The 14,650-nt window shown below is 73.8% G+C and carries 14 protein-coding genes; 12 read left to right on the top strand and 2 right to left on the bottom strand.

Annotated features, from left to right (window positions below):
- The first annotated feature begins 53 nt into the window (after window positions 1–53).
- From AQI94_RS25635 to AQI94_RS25585, 11 genes are all read left to right on the top strand, one after another.
- Window positions 54–1,436 (top strand): PhoX family protein, encoded by a 1,383-nt coding sequence (locus AQI94_RS25635; protein ID WP_031044982.1) that lies wholly within the window; start codon window positions 54–56, stop codon window positions 1,434–1,436.
- 181 nt (window positions 1,437–1,617) lie between these two features.
- Window positions 1,618–3,135: an FAD-dependent oxidoreductase gene (locus AQI94_RS25630; protein ID WP_031044979.1), complete on the top strand. Its 1,518-nt coding sequence runs from the start codon at window positions 1,618–1,620 to the stop codon at window positions 3,133–3,135.
- A gap of 60 nt (window positions 3,136–3,195) precedes the next feature.
- On the top strand, window positions 3,196–4,017 hold the full coding sequence (locus AQI94_RS25625) for a polysaccharide deacetylase family protein (protein WP_031044975.1): 822 nt from the start codon (window positions 3,196–3,198) through the stop codon (window positions 4,015–4,017).
- A gap of 9 nt (window positions 4,018–4,026) precedes the next feature.
- Window positions 4,027–4,206 carry a hypothetical protein gene (locus AQI94_RS25620; protein ID WP_031044972.1) on the top strand — a complete coding sequence of 60 codons (180 nt, stop codon included), beginning with the start codon at window positions 4,027–4,029 and terminating at the stop codon, window positions 4,204–4,206.
- A gap of 16 nt (window positions 4,207–4,222) precedes the next feature.
- Complete coding sequence (locus AQI94_RS25615; RefSeq protein WP_031044970.1) at window positions 4,223–4,939, top strand: aminoacyl-tRNA hydrolase; 717 nt, start codon at window positions 4,223–4,225, stop codon at window positions 4,937–4,939.
- A complete protein-coding gene (locus AQI94_RS25610; RefSeq protein WP_031044969.1) occupies window positions 4,936–5,538 on the top strand; it encodes a TetR family transcriptional regulator C-terminal domain-containing protein in 603 nt (200 codons plus the stop codon). Before AQI94_RS25615 ends, AQI94_RS25610 begins: the two co-directional genes overlap by 4 nt.
- A gap of 125 nt (window positions 5,539–5,663) precedes the next feature.
- Window positions 5,664–6,263: a TIGR03086 family metal-binding protein gene (locus AQI94_RS25605; protein WP_031044968.1), complete on the top strand. Its 600-nt coding sequence runs from the start codon at window positions 5,664–5,666 to the stop codon at window positions 6,261–6,263.
- 145 nt (window positions 6,264–6,408) lie between these two features.
- Complete coding sequence (locus tag AQI94_RS25600; RefSeq protein WP_031044967.1) at window positions 6,409–7,704, top strand: DUF692 domain-containing protein; 1,296 nt, start codon at window positions 6,409–6,411, stop codon at window positions 7,702–7,704.
- 127 nt (window positions 7,705–7,831) lie between these two features.
- On the top strand, window positions 7,832–8,620 hold the full coding sequence (locus tag AQI94_RS25595) for a DUF4142 domain-containing protein (RefSeq protein ID WP_031044966.1): 789 nt from the start codon (window positions 7,832–7,834) through the stop codon (window positions 8,618–8,620).
- A 100-nt stretch (window positions 8,621–8,720) separates the two neighbouring features.
- The gene (locus tag AQI94_RS25590; protein WP_031044965.1) at window positions 8,721–9,563 is read left to right on the top strand and encodes a TIGR04222 domain-containing membrane protein; all 843 of its coding nucleotides are present in this window, start codon (window positions 8,721–8,723) and stop codon (window positions 9,561–9,563) included.
- A 116-nt stretch (window positions 9,564–9,679) separates the two neighbouring features.
- Window positions 9,680–11,302, top strand: coding sequence for an alpha/beta hydrolase (locus AQI94_RS25585; protein ID WP_062229945.1), 1,623 nt, complete (start codon window positions 9,680–9,682; stop codon window positions 11,300–11,302).
- Here the strand turns inward: AQI94_RS25585 and hemQ are convergent, their stop codons facing one another.
- Together hemQ and hemG are read right to left on the bottom strand one after the other, a co-directional pair.
- Window positions 11,303–12,034, bottom strand: a complete 732-nt coding sequence (hemQ, locus tag AQI94_RS25580) for a hydrogen peroxide-dependent heme synthase (RefSeq protein WP_031052469.1) — start codon at window positions 12,032–12,034, stop codon at window positions 11,303–11,305. It abuts the gene before it with no gap.
- A 5-nt stretch (window positions 12,035–12,039) separates the two neighbouring features.
- Window positions 12,040–13,479, bottom strand: coding sequence for a protoporphyrinogen oxidase (hemG, locus tag AQI94_RS25575; RefSeq protein WP_031052471.1), 1,440 nt, complete (start codon window positions 13,477–13,479; stop codon window positions 12,040–12,042).
- A gap of 157 nt (window positions 13,480–13,636) precedes the next feature.
- On the opposite strand from hemG, the gene AQI94_RS25570 reads away from it, so the two are divergent.
- Entirely contained in the window at window positions 13,637–14,650 is a 1,014-nt protein-coding gene (locus AQI94_RS25570) for a DUF4349 domain-containing protein (RefSeq protein WP_062229992.1), read from the top strand.

Here is a 14,650-nt window from a genome sequence, read left to right as displayed (position 1 = left end):
GATAGACACAGCGAGGTCACAGTCCTGTCCGCCAGCAGGAAGGTTGCTTCGCCATGTCTTTGTCCGGTCTTCCAGCGACACGACGTCAGGTCCTGGCCCGTTCCGGCGCCCTGGGCGTGGGCATCGCCTTCACCGGCGCCCTCTCCGAACTCTTCGCCGGCACCGCCGCCGCCCAGTCCCTCGGCCACACCGGCTACGGCCCCCTCGTCCCCGACCCGAAGGGCCTGCTGGACCTGCCGAAGGGCTTCCGCTACCAGGTCCTGTCCCGCGAGGGCGACGAGCTCCGCTCCGGCGAGGGCAAGGTCCCCTCCAACCACGACGGCATGACCGCGCTGCCCGGCAGACACGGTCGCGTCCACCTGGTCCGCAACCACGAGAACCGGCCCACCGCCCCCATCGCCGTCCCCACCGTCGCGGGTCTGACCTACGACCCGGCGGGCAAGGGCGGCTGTACGGCCCTCACGCTGGACTCCCGCAACAACGTGCTGTCGGAGCGGGTCGCCATCGCCGGCACCGCCGTCAACTGCGCGGGCGGGCCCACGCCTTGGGGCACCTGGCTGACCTGCGAGGAGACCGAGGACAGGGCCGGCACCAACGGCTACACCAAGGACCACGGCTTCATCTTCGAGGTCGACCCGGTCGACCCGCACCGCTCCGGGGCCGTACCGCTGACCGCGATGGGCCGCTTCCAGCACGAGGCCATCGCGATCGACCCGAAGCGCGGCATCGTCTACGAGACCGAGGACGCCTTCCTCAAGCCCTTCGGCCTCTTCTACCGCTTCCTGCCCAACCGGCCCGAGGGCGGCCTCGGTTCACTGCGCGCGGGTGGCCGGCTCCAGGCGATGCGGGTGCCGGGCGTACCGGACCTGTCCCTGATCCAGGAGACCGGTGCCTGCTTCGAGGGCATCGAGTGGGTCGACGTACCGGACCCGCTGGCCACCGAAACCCCCGTGCGGCTCCAGGACTTCGGGCCCAAGGGCATCACGCACGCCCAGAAGCTGGAGGGCTGCTACTGGGGCGGGAAGTCCGTCTACTTCGTCTCCTCGTTCGCGCACAGCGCCGACGGTTCGGCCGCCGACCACTACGGGCAGATCTGGCGCTACGACCCCTCGGCCCGCCGCCTCACCCTGGTGATCGTCTTCGGTCCGGACACCGACATCCAGCTGCCCGGCGAGTCCCCCGACAACATCTGCCTCGCGCCCAGCGGCGGCCTGATGGTGTGCGAGGACGGCAGCGGCGCCCAGCACGTCTTCGGTGTGACCCGGCACGGCGAGGTCTACGCGATGGCCCGCGGCCGGCAGAACATCGGCACGCCCGAGGCGCCGGAATGGGGCGAGTTCGCGGGCGTCACCTTCTCCCCCGACGGGCAGACGATGTACGTCAACTGCTACACGCCCGGGACGACCTTCGCGGTGACGGGACCCTGGCGCAGGTAGCCGCCCCCCGCGACGACCGACGCGCCCCCGGCCCCCCGGAGCACGATCGAGGGGGCCGGATCCGGGCCGGAAGGGGGGAACGCCTTCTGAGCTGGACCCGCGCTGTCCGGAGCCGGACCTCGACGTGGAAGAGGCCCGTGGGCGGCTGCTGGAACAGTGAATCCGGGGGTACTCGGGGCCCATGACCGAGAACCGGCACGTCAAGGGCTCGTACTGGCTGGAGACTGCACCCGGTGGACCCCGGCCGCCGCTGACCGAGGACCTCGACGTCGACGTGGCCGTCATCGGCGCCGGCATCGCCGGACTGAGCACCGCGTGGGAGCTGACGCAGGCGGGGCGGCGGGTGGCGGTGCTGGAGGCCGGGCAGGTGGCCGCCGGCGTCACCGGGCACACCACCGCCAAGCTGACCGCCCTGCACACCCTGATCTACGACAAGCTGCGCCGCACCCGCGGCCCCGAGGGCGCCCGGCTGTACGCCCGCTCGCAGAGCGAGGCGATCGAACGGGCCGCGGAGATCGCGGACGAGCTGGGCGTCGACTGCGACTGGGAGCAGCGCAGCGCCTACACCTACGTCCAGGACGAGAGCCGGGTCGAGGAGCTGCGGGCCGAGGCGGCGGCCGCCCGGGACGCGGGGCTGCCGGCGTCGTTCGTGACGGAGACCGGACTGCCCTTCCCGGTGGCGGGCGCGGTACGGGTGACCGGGCAGGCGCAGTTCCATCCCCGCAAGTACCTGCTGGCCCTGGCCGAGGACCTGGTCGCCTCCGGGGCGGCCGTGCACGAGCACACCGCGGTCCTCGGACTCGACGAGGGCGAGCCGTGCCGGCTGTCGACCGACACGCGGGCCACGGTGACGGCCCGGGACGTCGTGGTCGCCACCCACTACCCGATCTTCGACCGGGCCCTCCTGTTCGCCCGGCTCTCCCCCCGCCGCGAACTGGTCGTCGCCGGGACGATCGAGCGGGAGCGGGACCCGGACGGCATGTACATCACGCCGGACGAGGGCACCCGCTCGGTCCGCACGGCACCCTGGGACGCCGACCGGCGGCTGCTCATCGTCACCGGCGAGCACTTCACCCCCGGCACCGGCGACACCCGCGCCCGGTTCGACGATCTCTCCGCCTGGGCCGCCCGGCACTTCCCGGGCGTCGAGCTCAGCCACGCCTGGGCCACCCAGGACAACGACCCCACCGACACCGTGCCGCTCGTCGGCCCGCTGCACCCGGGGTCCCGGCACGCCTACGTCGCCACGGGGTTCGGCGGCTGGGGCATGAGCGGCGGCGTCATGGCGGGCCGTCTGCTCGCGGCCCAGATCACCGGCGAGCAGTGCGCGTGGAGCGAGCTGTACGACCCGCGGCGCCTGCGCTCGACGGTCCGCGAGGCCCCGGCCTTCCTCAAGACCCAGGCCCAGGTGGCCCGCCACTTCGTCGGCGACCGGCTGCGTCCCGCACCCCCGCTGGAGTCCCTGCCGCCGGGCGAGGGCGCCGTGGTCCGCGTGAACGGCGAGCGTCTGGCCGTCCACCGCGACGACGAGGGCAACCTCCACGCCGTCTCCCCCCGCTGCACCCACCTGGGCTGCCTGGTCTCCTTCAACGGGGCCGAGGACGCCTGGGAGTGCCCGTGCCACGGCTCCCGCTTCGCCACGGACGGCAAGGTGATCCAGGGGCCGGCGACCAAGCCGCTGGAGCAGCGGGACATCTGAGCGGGTGACGTCACGGCCGGGGTGAGCGGCGAAGAGGACAGTTCGCCATATTTTCATACGGTGATCACTCTTGTACGACGCGTCACCGCCGCCTGTGTCCTCGGCGCCGCCCTCACGGCCTGCGCCGCGGCTCCCCACCCTGTCCCCCGGGTGGCCCGACCGGCTCCCTCCGCGACCTCGGCGCCCCCCACCCTCGCGCCGGGCCCCGGGGGCCTGACACCCGTCTTCAAGAACGGCTCCCGCACCCACGGCAGATCGGTCGCGCTCACCTTCGACGCCGACATGACCGCGGACCAGGGGGCCCGGGCGGCGGCCGGCGAGCACTTCGACAACCCCGGGCTGATCGCGGCCCTGCGCGAACTGAAGGTGCCGGCCACCGTGTTCATGACCGGGCGGTGGGCCGAGGAGTATCCGGACCAGGCCCGTTCCCTCGGGCGGGACCCGCTCTTCGAGGTCGCCAACCACTCCTACAGCCACTACGCCTTCACCGACGACTGCTACGGGCTGCCGACGGTCTCCGGCGACCGGATGCGGGCGGACGTGGAGCGGGCGTACGCGGCGTTCCGGAGAGTGGGGGTGCCGGACGCGCGGCCGTACTTCCGCTTTCCCGGCGGGTGCTACGACCGGCGGGCGCTGAGGGCGCTGACCCCGGCCGGCGTGACCGCCGTGCAGTGGGACGTGGTGAGCGGGGACGCGTTCGCCACGGACGCGGAGGCGGTGTCCCGGCAGGTGCTGGAGGGGGTGCGGCCGGGGTCGGTCGTGGTCATGCACTGCACGCGCAGTGCCGCGCCGACGACGGAGCGGGTGGTGCGGACAGTGGTGCCCGCACTGCGGGCGCGGGGGTTCCGGTTCGTGAGGGTCTCCGAACTGATCGGGTCCTAGGCTGGAGGCATGAGCGAGGACCACTGCACGACCGGCGACGGACCGAAGCCTCCGGTCGCCGACGGGCCGCCTTACGCGGAGTGCGTGCTGTGCCGGAAGCCGACCGAGTACCCGGAGTCGTACAAGGGGATCACGCTGTGCCCGGTGTGCGAGTGGCAGGAGGCTCAGCGGACGGCCTGCTCCGGGTGACCTTAGGGTGGTCCGGGTGAGCCACGACGTGACGCCCTCGACCGACAGCCCCTTCCGTTCCGAGCCGACCGCACGCGACCAGGCGCCCCAGTTCGTGCTGCCCCTGGTCGTCCGGATGGAGAAGGCCGCTCCGCCCGCCCGTACCGACGCCCTGGAGACCGCCGCCCGGGCCGTGCTCGTCCTGCTCAGCGACGAGCGTTCGGTGGGGGACGGGGAGTGGGCCGAGGTCGTGCGGGACTGGCAGGACGCCCGGATCCGCAAGGTCGTACGGCGGGCCCGGGGGGCCGAGTGGCGGCGTGCCGAGGCCCTGCCCGGGATCACCGTCACGGGGAAGGCGGCCGAGGTGCGGGTGTTCCCGCCGGTGCCGCTCGACGGGTGGCCCAAGGAGCTGGCCAAGCTGCAGGTCTCCGGTACCGACCTCGACGACCCCGAACCGCCCGCCGCGGCGGATGCGAGCGCTCCCGTCCTGTGGCTCAGCCCGGACCTCGACATGTCGGCCGGCAAGGCGATGGCCCAGGCCGGTCACGGCGCCCAACTGGCGTGGTGGGAACTGTCGGCCGAGGAGCGGGCCGCCTGGCGGGACGCCGGTTACCCGCTCGCCGTACGGACCGCGCCCCCCGGGCGCTGGGCCGAACTCACCGCCAGTGGGCTGCCGCTGGTCCGGGACGCCGGTTTCACCGAGATCGCGCCCGGCTCCTGCACGGTCGTCGCGGACCATCCGGCACTGCGGTGACCAGGGTCGACGGGCGCGTCGAGCGGGGCAACCGCACCCGGCGGACCGTGCTGCGGCGGGCCGTCGACATCGCCTCGGTCGAGGGGCTGGAGGCGTTGTCGGTGGGGCGGCTGGCCGGGGAACTGGAGCTGAGCAAGAGCGGGGTGTTCGCGCTGTTCGGGTCCAAACTGGAGTTGCAGCTGGCGACCGTGCGGGAGGCCTCGCGGATCTTCGTCGCCGAGGTGCTGGAGCCGGCCTCTGCTGGCGCCGAGGGGCTGGCCCGGCTGCGGGACCTGTGCGAGGGCTGGCTCCGGTACTCGGAGCGGCGGGTCTTCCCGGGGGGCTGTTTCTTCTACGGCGTCATGGCCGAGTTCGACGCCCGCGAGGGAGCGGTTCATGACGCTCTCGTGGCGGCCCAGCGCGCCTGGCTCGCGGAGTTGGAGCGGTGCGCCGAGCAGGCGCGGGTCGCGGGCGAGCTGGGCGCGGACACCGATCCGGCGCAACTCGCCTTCGAGGTCGTCGCGTTGATGGAGGCGGCGAACGCGATGTCGGTACTGCACGGCGAACCCGGGCCGTATGTCAGGGCCCGGCGGGGCATCGTCGCGCGGTTGGGCGCCTGAGGCTCGGCCAACCGGTCGGTGGGAGAGTTCTGCGGTCGGACAAGGCACTTCGGCAAACAAGTAGCACGATCGTTCGTTTATATTTAGGGTCGGGTGATCCTGGACCTGAGGGCGGAGGAGCGCTGATGGATGTCGTCGAGCTGGACCGGATCGCCGTACTGGAGGCCGCGCGGGTGGTGGAGCTGGCCCGGGGCGGTGACCACTGGGCGCGGGACACCCCCTGTGCGGGGTGGGACCTGCGGCGGCTGGTGGCGCACATGACCGCGCAGCACCACGGGTTCGCCGCCGCCGCACGGGGCGTGGGCGGCGAGCGGGAGCACTGGCGGGAGCGGGTGGAGGTGGACGAGCCCGCTCGGGCGCATCGCGCGGCCGCGGACGCGGTGCTCTCGGCGTTCGCGGCACCGGGCGTGACGGAACGGGAGTTCGTGCTGCCGGAGCTGGGCGGAGGGTTCGCCGGCCGTACGGCGATCGGCTTCCACTTCGTCGACTACGTCGTGCACGCGTGGGACGTGGCGGCCGCGCTCGGGGTGCGGCTCCGGCTGGCGGACGAGGTGCTCGGCGCGGCCCTGGCCGTGGCCCGGCGCGTGCCCACGGATCCGGCCGGCCGGGGCCCGGGATTCGCGTTCGCGCCCGCGTTGCCGGTGGCGGAGGGGTCCGGGCCGCTGGAGGAGGCACTGCGGCTGCTGGGCCGCGAACCGCGGGCATGGCCCGCGACGGGCGGGTGATCGCACCGCCCCGAACCTCAAATGTTGCTCTGAAGGTCCCCCCGGCGCGGTTCGGGCCCGGACTCCGGGGCCATACCTCCGTCACGTCGGGCGGGCGGGCGACGACCGGAGCGGATGCGGGACTGGCCGAGGGAGGGGACGGACCATGGAGCGACTGGGCACGGGGATCGGATGGCGGCCGGAGATCGCGGACGCCGTGGAGAACATGCCGGGCATCGACTGGGTCGAGGCCGTGGCCGAGAACGTCTGCCCCGGGCACCTGCCCGGGTCGCTGCGACGGCTGCGCGAGCGCGGGGTGACCGTGGTGCCGCACGGTGTCTCGCTCGGCCTCGGCGGGGCGGACCGGCCCGACGCCGGGCGGCTGCTGGCTCTCGCCGAGCGGGCCGAGGCACTGGGCTCGCCGCTGGTCACCGAGCACATCGCGTTCGTCCGGGCGGGCGGCCCGCTGACCGCCTCCGCGCGCCTGGAGGCCGGGCATCTGCTGCCCGTGCCGCGCACCCGGGACGCCCTGGACGTCCTGTGCGAGAACATCCGCATCGCGCAGGACGCGCTGCCTGTGCCGCTCGCCGTGGAGAACATCGCCGCACTGATCGCGTGGCCGGGCGAGGAGATGACCGAGGGGCAGTTCCTCTACGAGCTGGCCGACCGGACCGGGGTGCGGCTGCTGATCGACGTGGCCAACCTGCACACCAACCACGTCAACCGCGGCGAGGACCCGGCCGAGGCGCTCGCCGAACTCCCCCTGGAGGCCATCGCGTACGTCCATGTCGCGGGCGGCTTCGAGCGGGACGGGGTGTGGCACGACAGCCACGCCCACCCGGTGCCGCGGCCGGTCCTCGACATCCTCACCGAGCTCGCGTCCCGGGTGTCACCGCCGGGGGTGCTGCTGGAGCGGGACGAGAACTTCCCCGAACCGGCCGAGCTGGAGGGGGAGTTGGCGGCGATCCGGGAAGCGGTGGAGAAGGGGGGCGGTGCGCGGGCCACCGGTGCGTGGCGCGCTGCCGCGGAGCCGTCGAGCGTCTCGACCGAGCCCGCCCGGCAGCGGGTCGCGCTCGCCCAGACCGCGCTGCTGTCCGCGCTCGTGGCCGGGACACCGGCGCCCGAGGGGTTCGACCGGGTGCGACTGGGGGTGCAGGCGCGGGCGCTCGCGGCGAAGCGGGCGGACGTGGTGGCGAAGGTGGCGCCCGAGCTGCCGGTGATCCTCGGGGCGGGTTACCGGGCGGCGTTCCTGGCGTACGCGCAGGGGGCACCGATGACGGACGGGTATCGGCGGGACGCGCTGGACTTCGCCGAACACCTCCTGCTGGGCGGGGAGCTGGAGGGCGCGCGGGTGCGGCGGGAACTGCGGGAGTGGTGGCTGGAGCGTTCCGGCCCGGCACCGAGGTCCCGGAGGCCGGGAGTCCGGCTGGCCCGGGCGACGCGGAGGGCGCTGCGGCGGTGAGAGTCCGCGTGCGGGGGCGGGCCGCCGTGTCCGGGCGAACACGGCGGAAGTGGATATTGACGCGGCAGTAATATGTCAATCCCGCACCTGAGACCCCCTAGCGTGCGGTGCCGCACCAGGAGGCACCATGCGACCGCGACCGCCCGTCAAGGGACGAGGCATCTTCACCGGCACCGGCGTCATCATCGTCGGGCTGACGGCGACCCTCGTGGCCCTGCTCGTCCCGATGTGGTCGTACGCCGACCGCTCCGGCACGGGACTGAGCGTGCTCAACGCCGAGACCGTGACGACGCCCTACGGACCGCTCTCCGCGCTGGACCGGGAGTTCGTCACGAAGGTGCGGCTGGCGGGGCTGTGGGAGCTGCCCGCGGGTCAGCAGGCGCAGCGGAAGGGCACGACGCAGGCCGTACGGACGGCGGGGCAGCACCTCGTGGAGGGGCACACCTTCCTCGACGCGCGCGTGCGGGACGTGGCGTCCAAGCTCGGACTGGCCCTGCCCAACGAGCCCAACGAGCAGCAGAAGCAGTGGCTCGCCACCCTGGACCAGGCCCAGGGCGTCGACTTCGACAGCCAGTTCGCCAACATCCTGCGCCTCGCCCACGGCAGGGTGTTCTCCGTCGTCGCCGAGGTCCGCGCGAGCACCCAGAACTCCCTGGTCCGCGCGCTGGCCGACGACGCCAACAGCACCGTGCTGGACCACATCAAGGTCCTTGAGGCCACCGGGTACGTCGACTTCGGCGCCCTGGCCCGGGACATGGCCATGGGCAGCACCCCGCCCATCACCAACTCCCCGGCACCGCCCGGCCCGACGACCGACCCGGGCCAGGTCGTCCCGGTCACCCCGTCGCCGTACGTCACGACCTTCACCCTTCCCCCGGCCGCCTCCAGCCCGCCCCCGTTGCCCGAGCCGTCGTAGTCCGCTTCCGGACAAACGGAACGTCACACACCGACAACACTCCGTCCGGATCCTGAACAGCCCATGGCGCCGCCAGGAGCCTTTGGCATAGAAACGCGGCATGTTCTGGGTTCTTCTTCTGCTGCTGGCCTGGGCCGCCGCCGGCACCGCGTGCACGCGACTGTGCCTGGCCGCCGTACACGCGGCGGCCGCCGACGCGGATGCCCGGGGACACGATCTGACGCTCTACGAGGCCGCGTTCCTGTCCGGCGGCCCGCGGCGGGTCGCCGATCTGACACTCGTCTCCATGGCCCGCCAGCGCCGGCTGCTGCTGGCCCACACCGGCTGGGCGACCGTCGTGGATCCGCGCGGCCGCGACGAGATGGAGCGCACGGTCATCGGGGCCATCGGGCCCGAGGGACAGTCCCGGATCGCTCCGGTGCGGGCGGACGCGGCCTCGGCGGAGGCGGTGCGCAGCCTCGCCGACCGGCTCGTGGACGCGGGGCTCGCCGTGCCCGCCGGCACCTGTTCCGGTATCGCGGTGGCGGTCCGCCAGGTGCGGCTGGCCTCGGTGGCCGTCGTCGCGCTGGGCGCGATCGCGCTGCTGGCGCCGGCCCCGTCCCAGATGCCGCGGCAGCTGGTCGCCCTCTGGTTCGCGCTGCCGCTGGCACTGACCGTGAGCTGTCTGGCCATCGCGCGGATGGAGGTCCACCCGTACTCGCGCTGGGCCTCCCCGGCGGGCCAGCGGCTCCTGGGCACCCTGACCCGGCGCCCGGCCGGCACGGACGAGCGGACGTATCTCACCTCCGTCGCCGTGCGCGGCATCAGCGCGGTCGGCGAACCGGACCTGCGCGCGGCCTTCGCCCACCGCGAGCAGCACCACGGCCCGCACCGCGAGGTAAGGCGGGCGGAGCGACCCGGCGGACACGGCGAGGAGCACCGCCGTCCGCACCGGCGCGACTGAGCCCACCCGGGGGCGCACGGAGGCATTGGGGCCGACACCGGCGAGGCGGTGCTTGCCTTCCCCCACGGCCGAACCAAACATCCCTTTTGTCGCTGCCGCGCACCGAAGGGACACCGATGAGAGCTCCCGCCCTCCACACGGTCGCCGGAGCCCTGCTCCTGACCACGCTCGCCGCCGCACCCGCCGGGGGCGCCCCGGCCGCCCCGGGGGCGGCCGAGCGGCACGGCACAGCGGTCGCCGCCGCGCGCGCCGGGACGGCCGGCGTCCGCTTCGGCGCCTGCCCCGCCGCGGAGGACCTGCCCGGCGGCGTCCAGTGCGGCACGGTGTCCGTCCCGCTCGACTACGCCCACCCCGACGGCCGGCAGATCGCACTGACCGTCAGCCGGGTGCGGGCCACCCAGAAGGACCCGCACAACAGCAAGCGCCGGGTGCCCCGGCAGGGCGCCCTGGTCTACAACCCCGGCGGGCCCGGCGCCTCCGGCATGTACTTCCCGCTGATCGGCGCGCTGCCCGAGTGGAAGGGGCTCGCCGCGGCCTACGACCTGGTCGGCTACGCCCCGCGCGGGGTGGGCCGTTCGGCGCCGCTGTCCTGCACGGACCCGAAGCGGTACTTCAAGGCGCCCACCCAGGCGCCGACGCATCCCTCGCCGTCGTACAAGAAGGAACGCGTCGCGCAGGCGAAGACGTACGCGCGCGAGTGCGCGCGGAAGGCGGGCGCGGTCCTGCCGTTCTACAACTCCCTGAACAACGCCCGGGACCTCGACGTCCTGCGGGCCGCGCTGGGCGAGCAGCGACTGACGTTCATGGGGGCGTCGTACGGGACCTACTTCGGCGCGCTGTACGCGACGCTCTTCCCCTCGCACGTACGGCGGATGGTGTTCGACGCGGCCGTGAACCCGGCCCCGGAGCAGGTCTGGTACCGCAACAACCTGGACCAGTCGGCCGCCTTCGAGGAGCGCTGGTCCGACTTCCGGGAATGGGTGGCCCGGCACGACGACGTGTACGGCCTCGGAGCCACGTCCGAGGAGGTGCTGCGCAGCTACGACAGGGCGGCGGCGCGGCTGGCCGCCGAGCCGGCCGGCGGGAAGGTCGGGCCGGGGCAGCTCCAGGGGGCGTTCCTGTCGGCGGGTTACTACGACGACTTCTGGCCGCACCGGGCGCAGGCCCTGTCGGCGTACCTCAAGGGCGATCCGAAGCCGCTGATCCAGCAGGCGGCGCCGCATCAGGAGGCGGCGCGGGAGGCGGAGAACGCGAACGCGGTCTACACCGCCGTCGAGTGCAACGACGCGCCCTGGCCGACGGACTGGAAGGTGTGGGACCGGGACAACACCCGGCTGGCGCGGGTGGCGCCGTTCGAGACGTGGGACAACGTGTGGATGAACCTGCCCTGCGCGTACTGGCCCACGGCCCGGCAGGAGCCCCTGGACGTGCGGACCGGACCCGGTGAGCTGCCCGCGACCCTGATCCTGGCCGCCGAGCGGGACGCGGCGGCGCCGTACGACGGCGCCCTGGAGCTGCACCGGCGGCTGTCCGGTTCGGTGCTGGTGACCGAGCGGGACGCGGGCACGCACGGCATCGCGGGCGGCCCGAACCCCTGCGTCAACGGATACCTGGACGCCTACCTGCTGGAGGGCAGCCTCCCGGTGCGGCGCGCCGCGTGCGCCCCGCACCCCGAGCCGCAGCCGAAGGCGAAGCCGACGGCCGGCTCCCGGAAGGCGACCGGCGAACCGACTCGCTGATCAGGCGAGACCCGCCACGAGGTCGCCGATGTCCTTGCGGCGGCCCGTGTAGAACGGGACCTCCTCACGGACATGCATCCGGGCCTCCGAGGCGCGCAGGTGGCGCATGAGGTCGACGATGCGGTAGAGCTCGTCGGCCTCGAACGCCAGGATCCACTCGTAGTCGCCGAGGGAGAAGGAGGCGACCGTGTTGGCGCGGACGTCCGGGTAGCCGCGGGCCATCTTGCCGTGGTCGGCGAGCATGCGGCGCCGGTCCTCGTCGGGCAGGAGGTACCAGTCGTAGGAGCGGACGAACGGGTACACGCTCACGTAGTCGCGCGCGTGCTCGTCCGCCAGGAACGCCGGGATGTGCGAGCGGTTGAACTCGGCGGGGCGGTGCAGCGCCATGTTCGACCAGACCGGCTCCAGCGCGCGGCCCAGCTTCGTGCGGCGGAAGAGGTTGTACGCCTCCTGGAGCTGGTCGCTGGTCTCCGCGTGCCACCAGATCATGACGTCGGCGTCGGCGCGCAGCCCGGACACGTCGTAGGTGCCGCGGATCGTGACGTCCTTGGCGGCGAGCTGGTCGAACAGCTCCTGGACCTCGTCGGCGTACCCGGTGCGGTCCTCGGGGAGCACGTCCTTCAGCTTGAAGACGGACCAGAGCGTGTAACGGATGACCTCGTTGAGGTCCTTGGCCAGCTTGCCCTTGTTCGGGACCCTGCCGGACTCGGGGGTGGGGGCGTCGTTGCTCATGACCGCTATTCTCCCGCGCCGCCGTGCAGACTCTGCACCGGGTTGGCCGTGAGCTCCCGCACCGCGGTGAGGTCGCCCTGGATCTGGTCCACGGCCGCGTGGGCGCTCGCGACGCAGGCCGGGATGCCGACGCCGTCGTACTGCGCGCCGCACACCGCGAGGCCCGGAAGCTTGCCGACGTGCTCGCGGATGCGGGCCACGCGCGCGTGATGGCCGACGGGGTACTGGGGCAGGCCGTCGGTCCAGCGGGTGACCCGGGTCTCGACCGGGGTGGCGACCAGGCCGGTGGCCGCTTCGAGGTCGCGGCGGGAGACGTCCACCAGGGCGGGGTCGTCGCGCTCCAGGATCTCCGTCTCGCCGAAGCGGCCCACGGAGGTGCGCAGGACCGCCAGTTCCGGGTTCTCCTCGGCGATCCAGCCCCACTTCTGGGAGGCGAAGGTGGCGGCCTTGATGGTGCGGCCGTCCACCGGCGGGACGAGGAAGCCGCTGCCCGCGGGCAGGGCCGTGTCGGAGCGGCGGTAGGCGAGGGTGACCAGGGCCATGGAGGCGTACTCCACGGTGTCGAGCTCGGTGGCGGCCTCGGGGGCCTCGGCGCGCAGCAGGCCGGCGGCGGCCGGGGCGGGGACGGCGACGATCACGGCGTCCGCGTGCAGGGGGCGGTCCGCGGTGACGATCTTCCAGCCGCCGGAGGGTTCGCGGCGCAGCTCGCTCACCGGGGCGCCGGTGACGATCTCGCCGCCCCCCGCGCGGACCGCGTCGGCGACGGCGAGCGGGAGGGTGCCGACACCGCCCTCGATGCCCATGAAGACAGGCCCGGTCTGCCGGCCGGCGGCCATCCGGGCCTGGATCTCGCGGACGCCCTCGGTGAGCGAGGTGTGGGTCCGGGCGACCTGGAAGAGCTGCGGGACCGCCGAGCGCATCGAGATGCGGTACGCGTCGCCCGCGTACACCCCGCCCAGCAGGGGCTCGATGAGGCGGTCGACGACCTCGCGGCCCAGACGCGCCGCGACGAACTCCCCCACCGCCACGTCGTCGCCGACCTCCGTGCGGGGCAGCTCGGCGTCCTGCGCGATGCGGGCGAGGCCCTCCTCGGACAGCACTCCGGCGAGAGCCTCGGCGCTGCCGGGGACGCCCATGACGTGGCCCTTGGGCATCGGGCGCAGGGCGCCGCGGGTCCAGATCGAGGCGGTCGCGGTGGCCGGCGCCCGGAGGCGCTCGTGCAGGCCCACCTCACGCGCCAGGGCCACCGCCTCCGGCCTGCGGGCCAGCATCGACTCGGCGCCGAAGTCCACGCGCGCGCCCGCGATCTCGCCGGGCAGCAGCTTGCCGCCGACACGGTCCGACGCCTCCAGGACGGTGACGCGCGCGCCGCGCTGCGTCAGCCGGTGGGCCGCGGCCAGTCCCGCGATGCCGGCTCCGATGACGACGACATGTGATCCGCTCATGGATCCAGCCTCTCAGACCCCGCCGACAGTCCACCGGCGGCCCGGTGTCCTTCACGAGTCCTGACCGTGACCGCATCGGGACCGCCCGGGTCCAACGTTCGCGCCCCCCGCGGCGTCGAAGAAGCGTCAGTTGTTCACGACCCTCGGGGGGACGCTCATGCGCGCACCACGTTCACGCCGTTCACGAAGCTCCGTGCGGCCCGTCCAGGCCCTGGCCGGGCTGCTGCTGGCCGCGGCCCTGGCGCTGACCGGGTGCAGCGGCGCCGGTGACGACGACGGCAGCGGCGCCCTCAAGGACGACCGGGCGGCCGCCTCCCAGGCTCCCGAGGGCGCGGCAGGCGCCGAGAGCGGCGCGGGCGGCAAGCAGGCCACCGCCGCGCCGAACCCCGCCGCGAACCACATCATCCGCACCGCCACGCTGACCGTGCAGGTCAAGAACGTGCCCAAGGCGCTCGCGGCGGCCCGCACCACCACCGAGAACTCGGGCGGGTTCGTCGGCAAGGAGTCCACCTCCCGCGACGAGGAGGGCCGCGAGCAGACGGAGGTGGTGCTGCGGGTGCCCGTCGAGAAGTACGACGAGGTCCTCGTCGACCTGGAGGGCGCGGGCAAGCTCCTGGAGCGCACCGCGAACGCGCAGGACGTCACCGACCAGGTCGTCGACGTGCAGAGCCGGATCGCGACGCAGCGCGCGAGCGTGGCGCGGATCCGGGAGCTGATGGACAAGGCGACCCAGCTGAGCGACGTGGTCACCCTGGAGGGTGAACTGAGCACCCGTCAGGCCGACCTGGAGTCGCTGCTGGCCCGCCAAGCGTCCCTGAAGGACCGCACGAGTCTGGCCACCATCACGCTGTCCCTGTCCGAGTCCCCTGTCGTCAAGGCCGCGGCGGACGACGACCCCGGCGTCGTGGACGCGCTGGCGGGCGGCTGGGACGCGTTCGTGACCATGCTGCGCTGGATCGTGGTGGCGCTGGCCGCGGTGCTGCCGTTCCTGGCCGGGATCGCGCTGCTCGTGCTGGTGTGGCTGCGGCTCGTCCGGCCCCGGCTGCCGCGCCGGCCGGCCTCCACGGGCGCCTCGACCGCCCTGGGCCCGCTGCCCGCGGCGCGTCCCGTCCCGGACCCGGAGCGCGCGCAGGACCCGGCAGGCACGCGGGAGCGGGGCGAGCGGGGCTGA

Origin of the sequence: Streptomyces pseudovenezuelae, assembly GCF_001513955.1 — a bacterium.
Taxonomy (GTDB): domain Bacteria; phylum Actinomycetota; class Actinomycetes; order Streptomycetales; family Streptomycetaceae; genus Streptomyces; species Streptomyces pseudovenezuelae.
The sequence above is the reverse complement of the archived record's forward strand: the minus strand, read 5'-3'. Positions and strand labels throughout refer to the sequence as shown.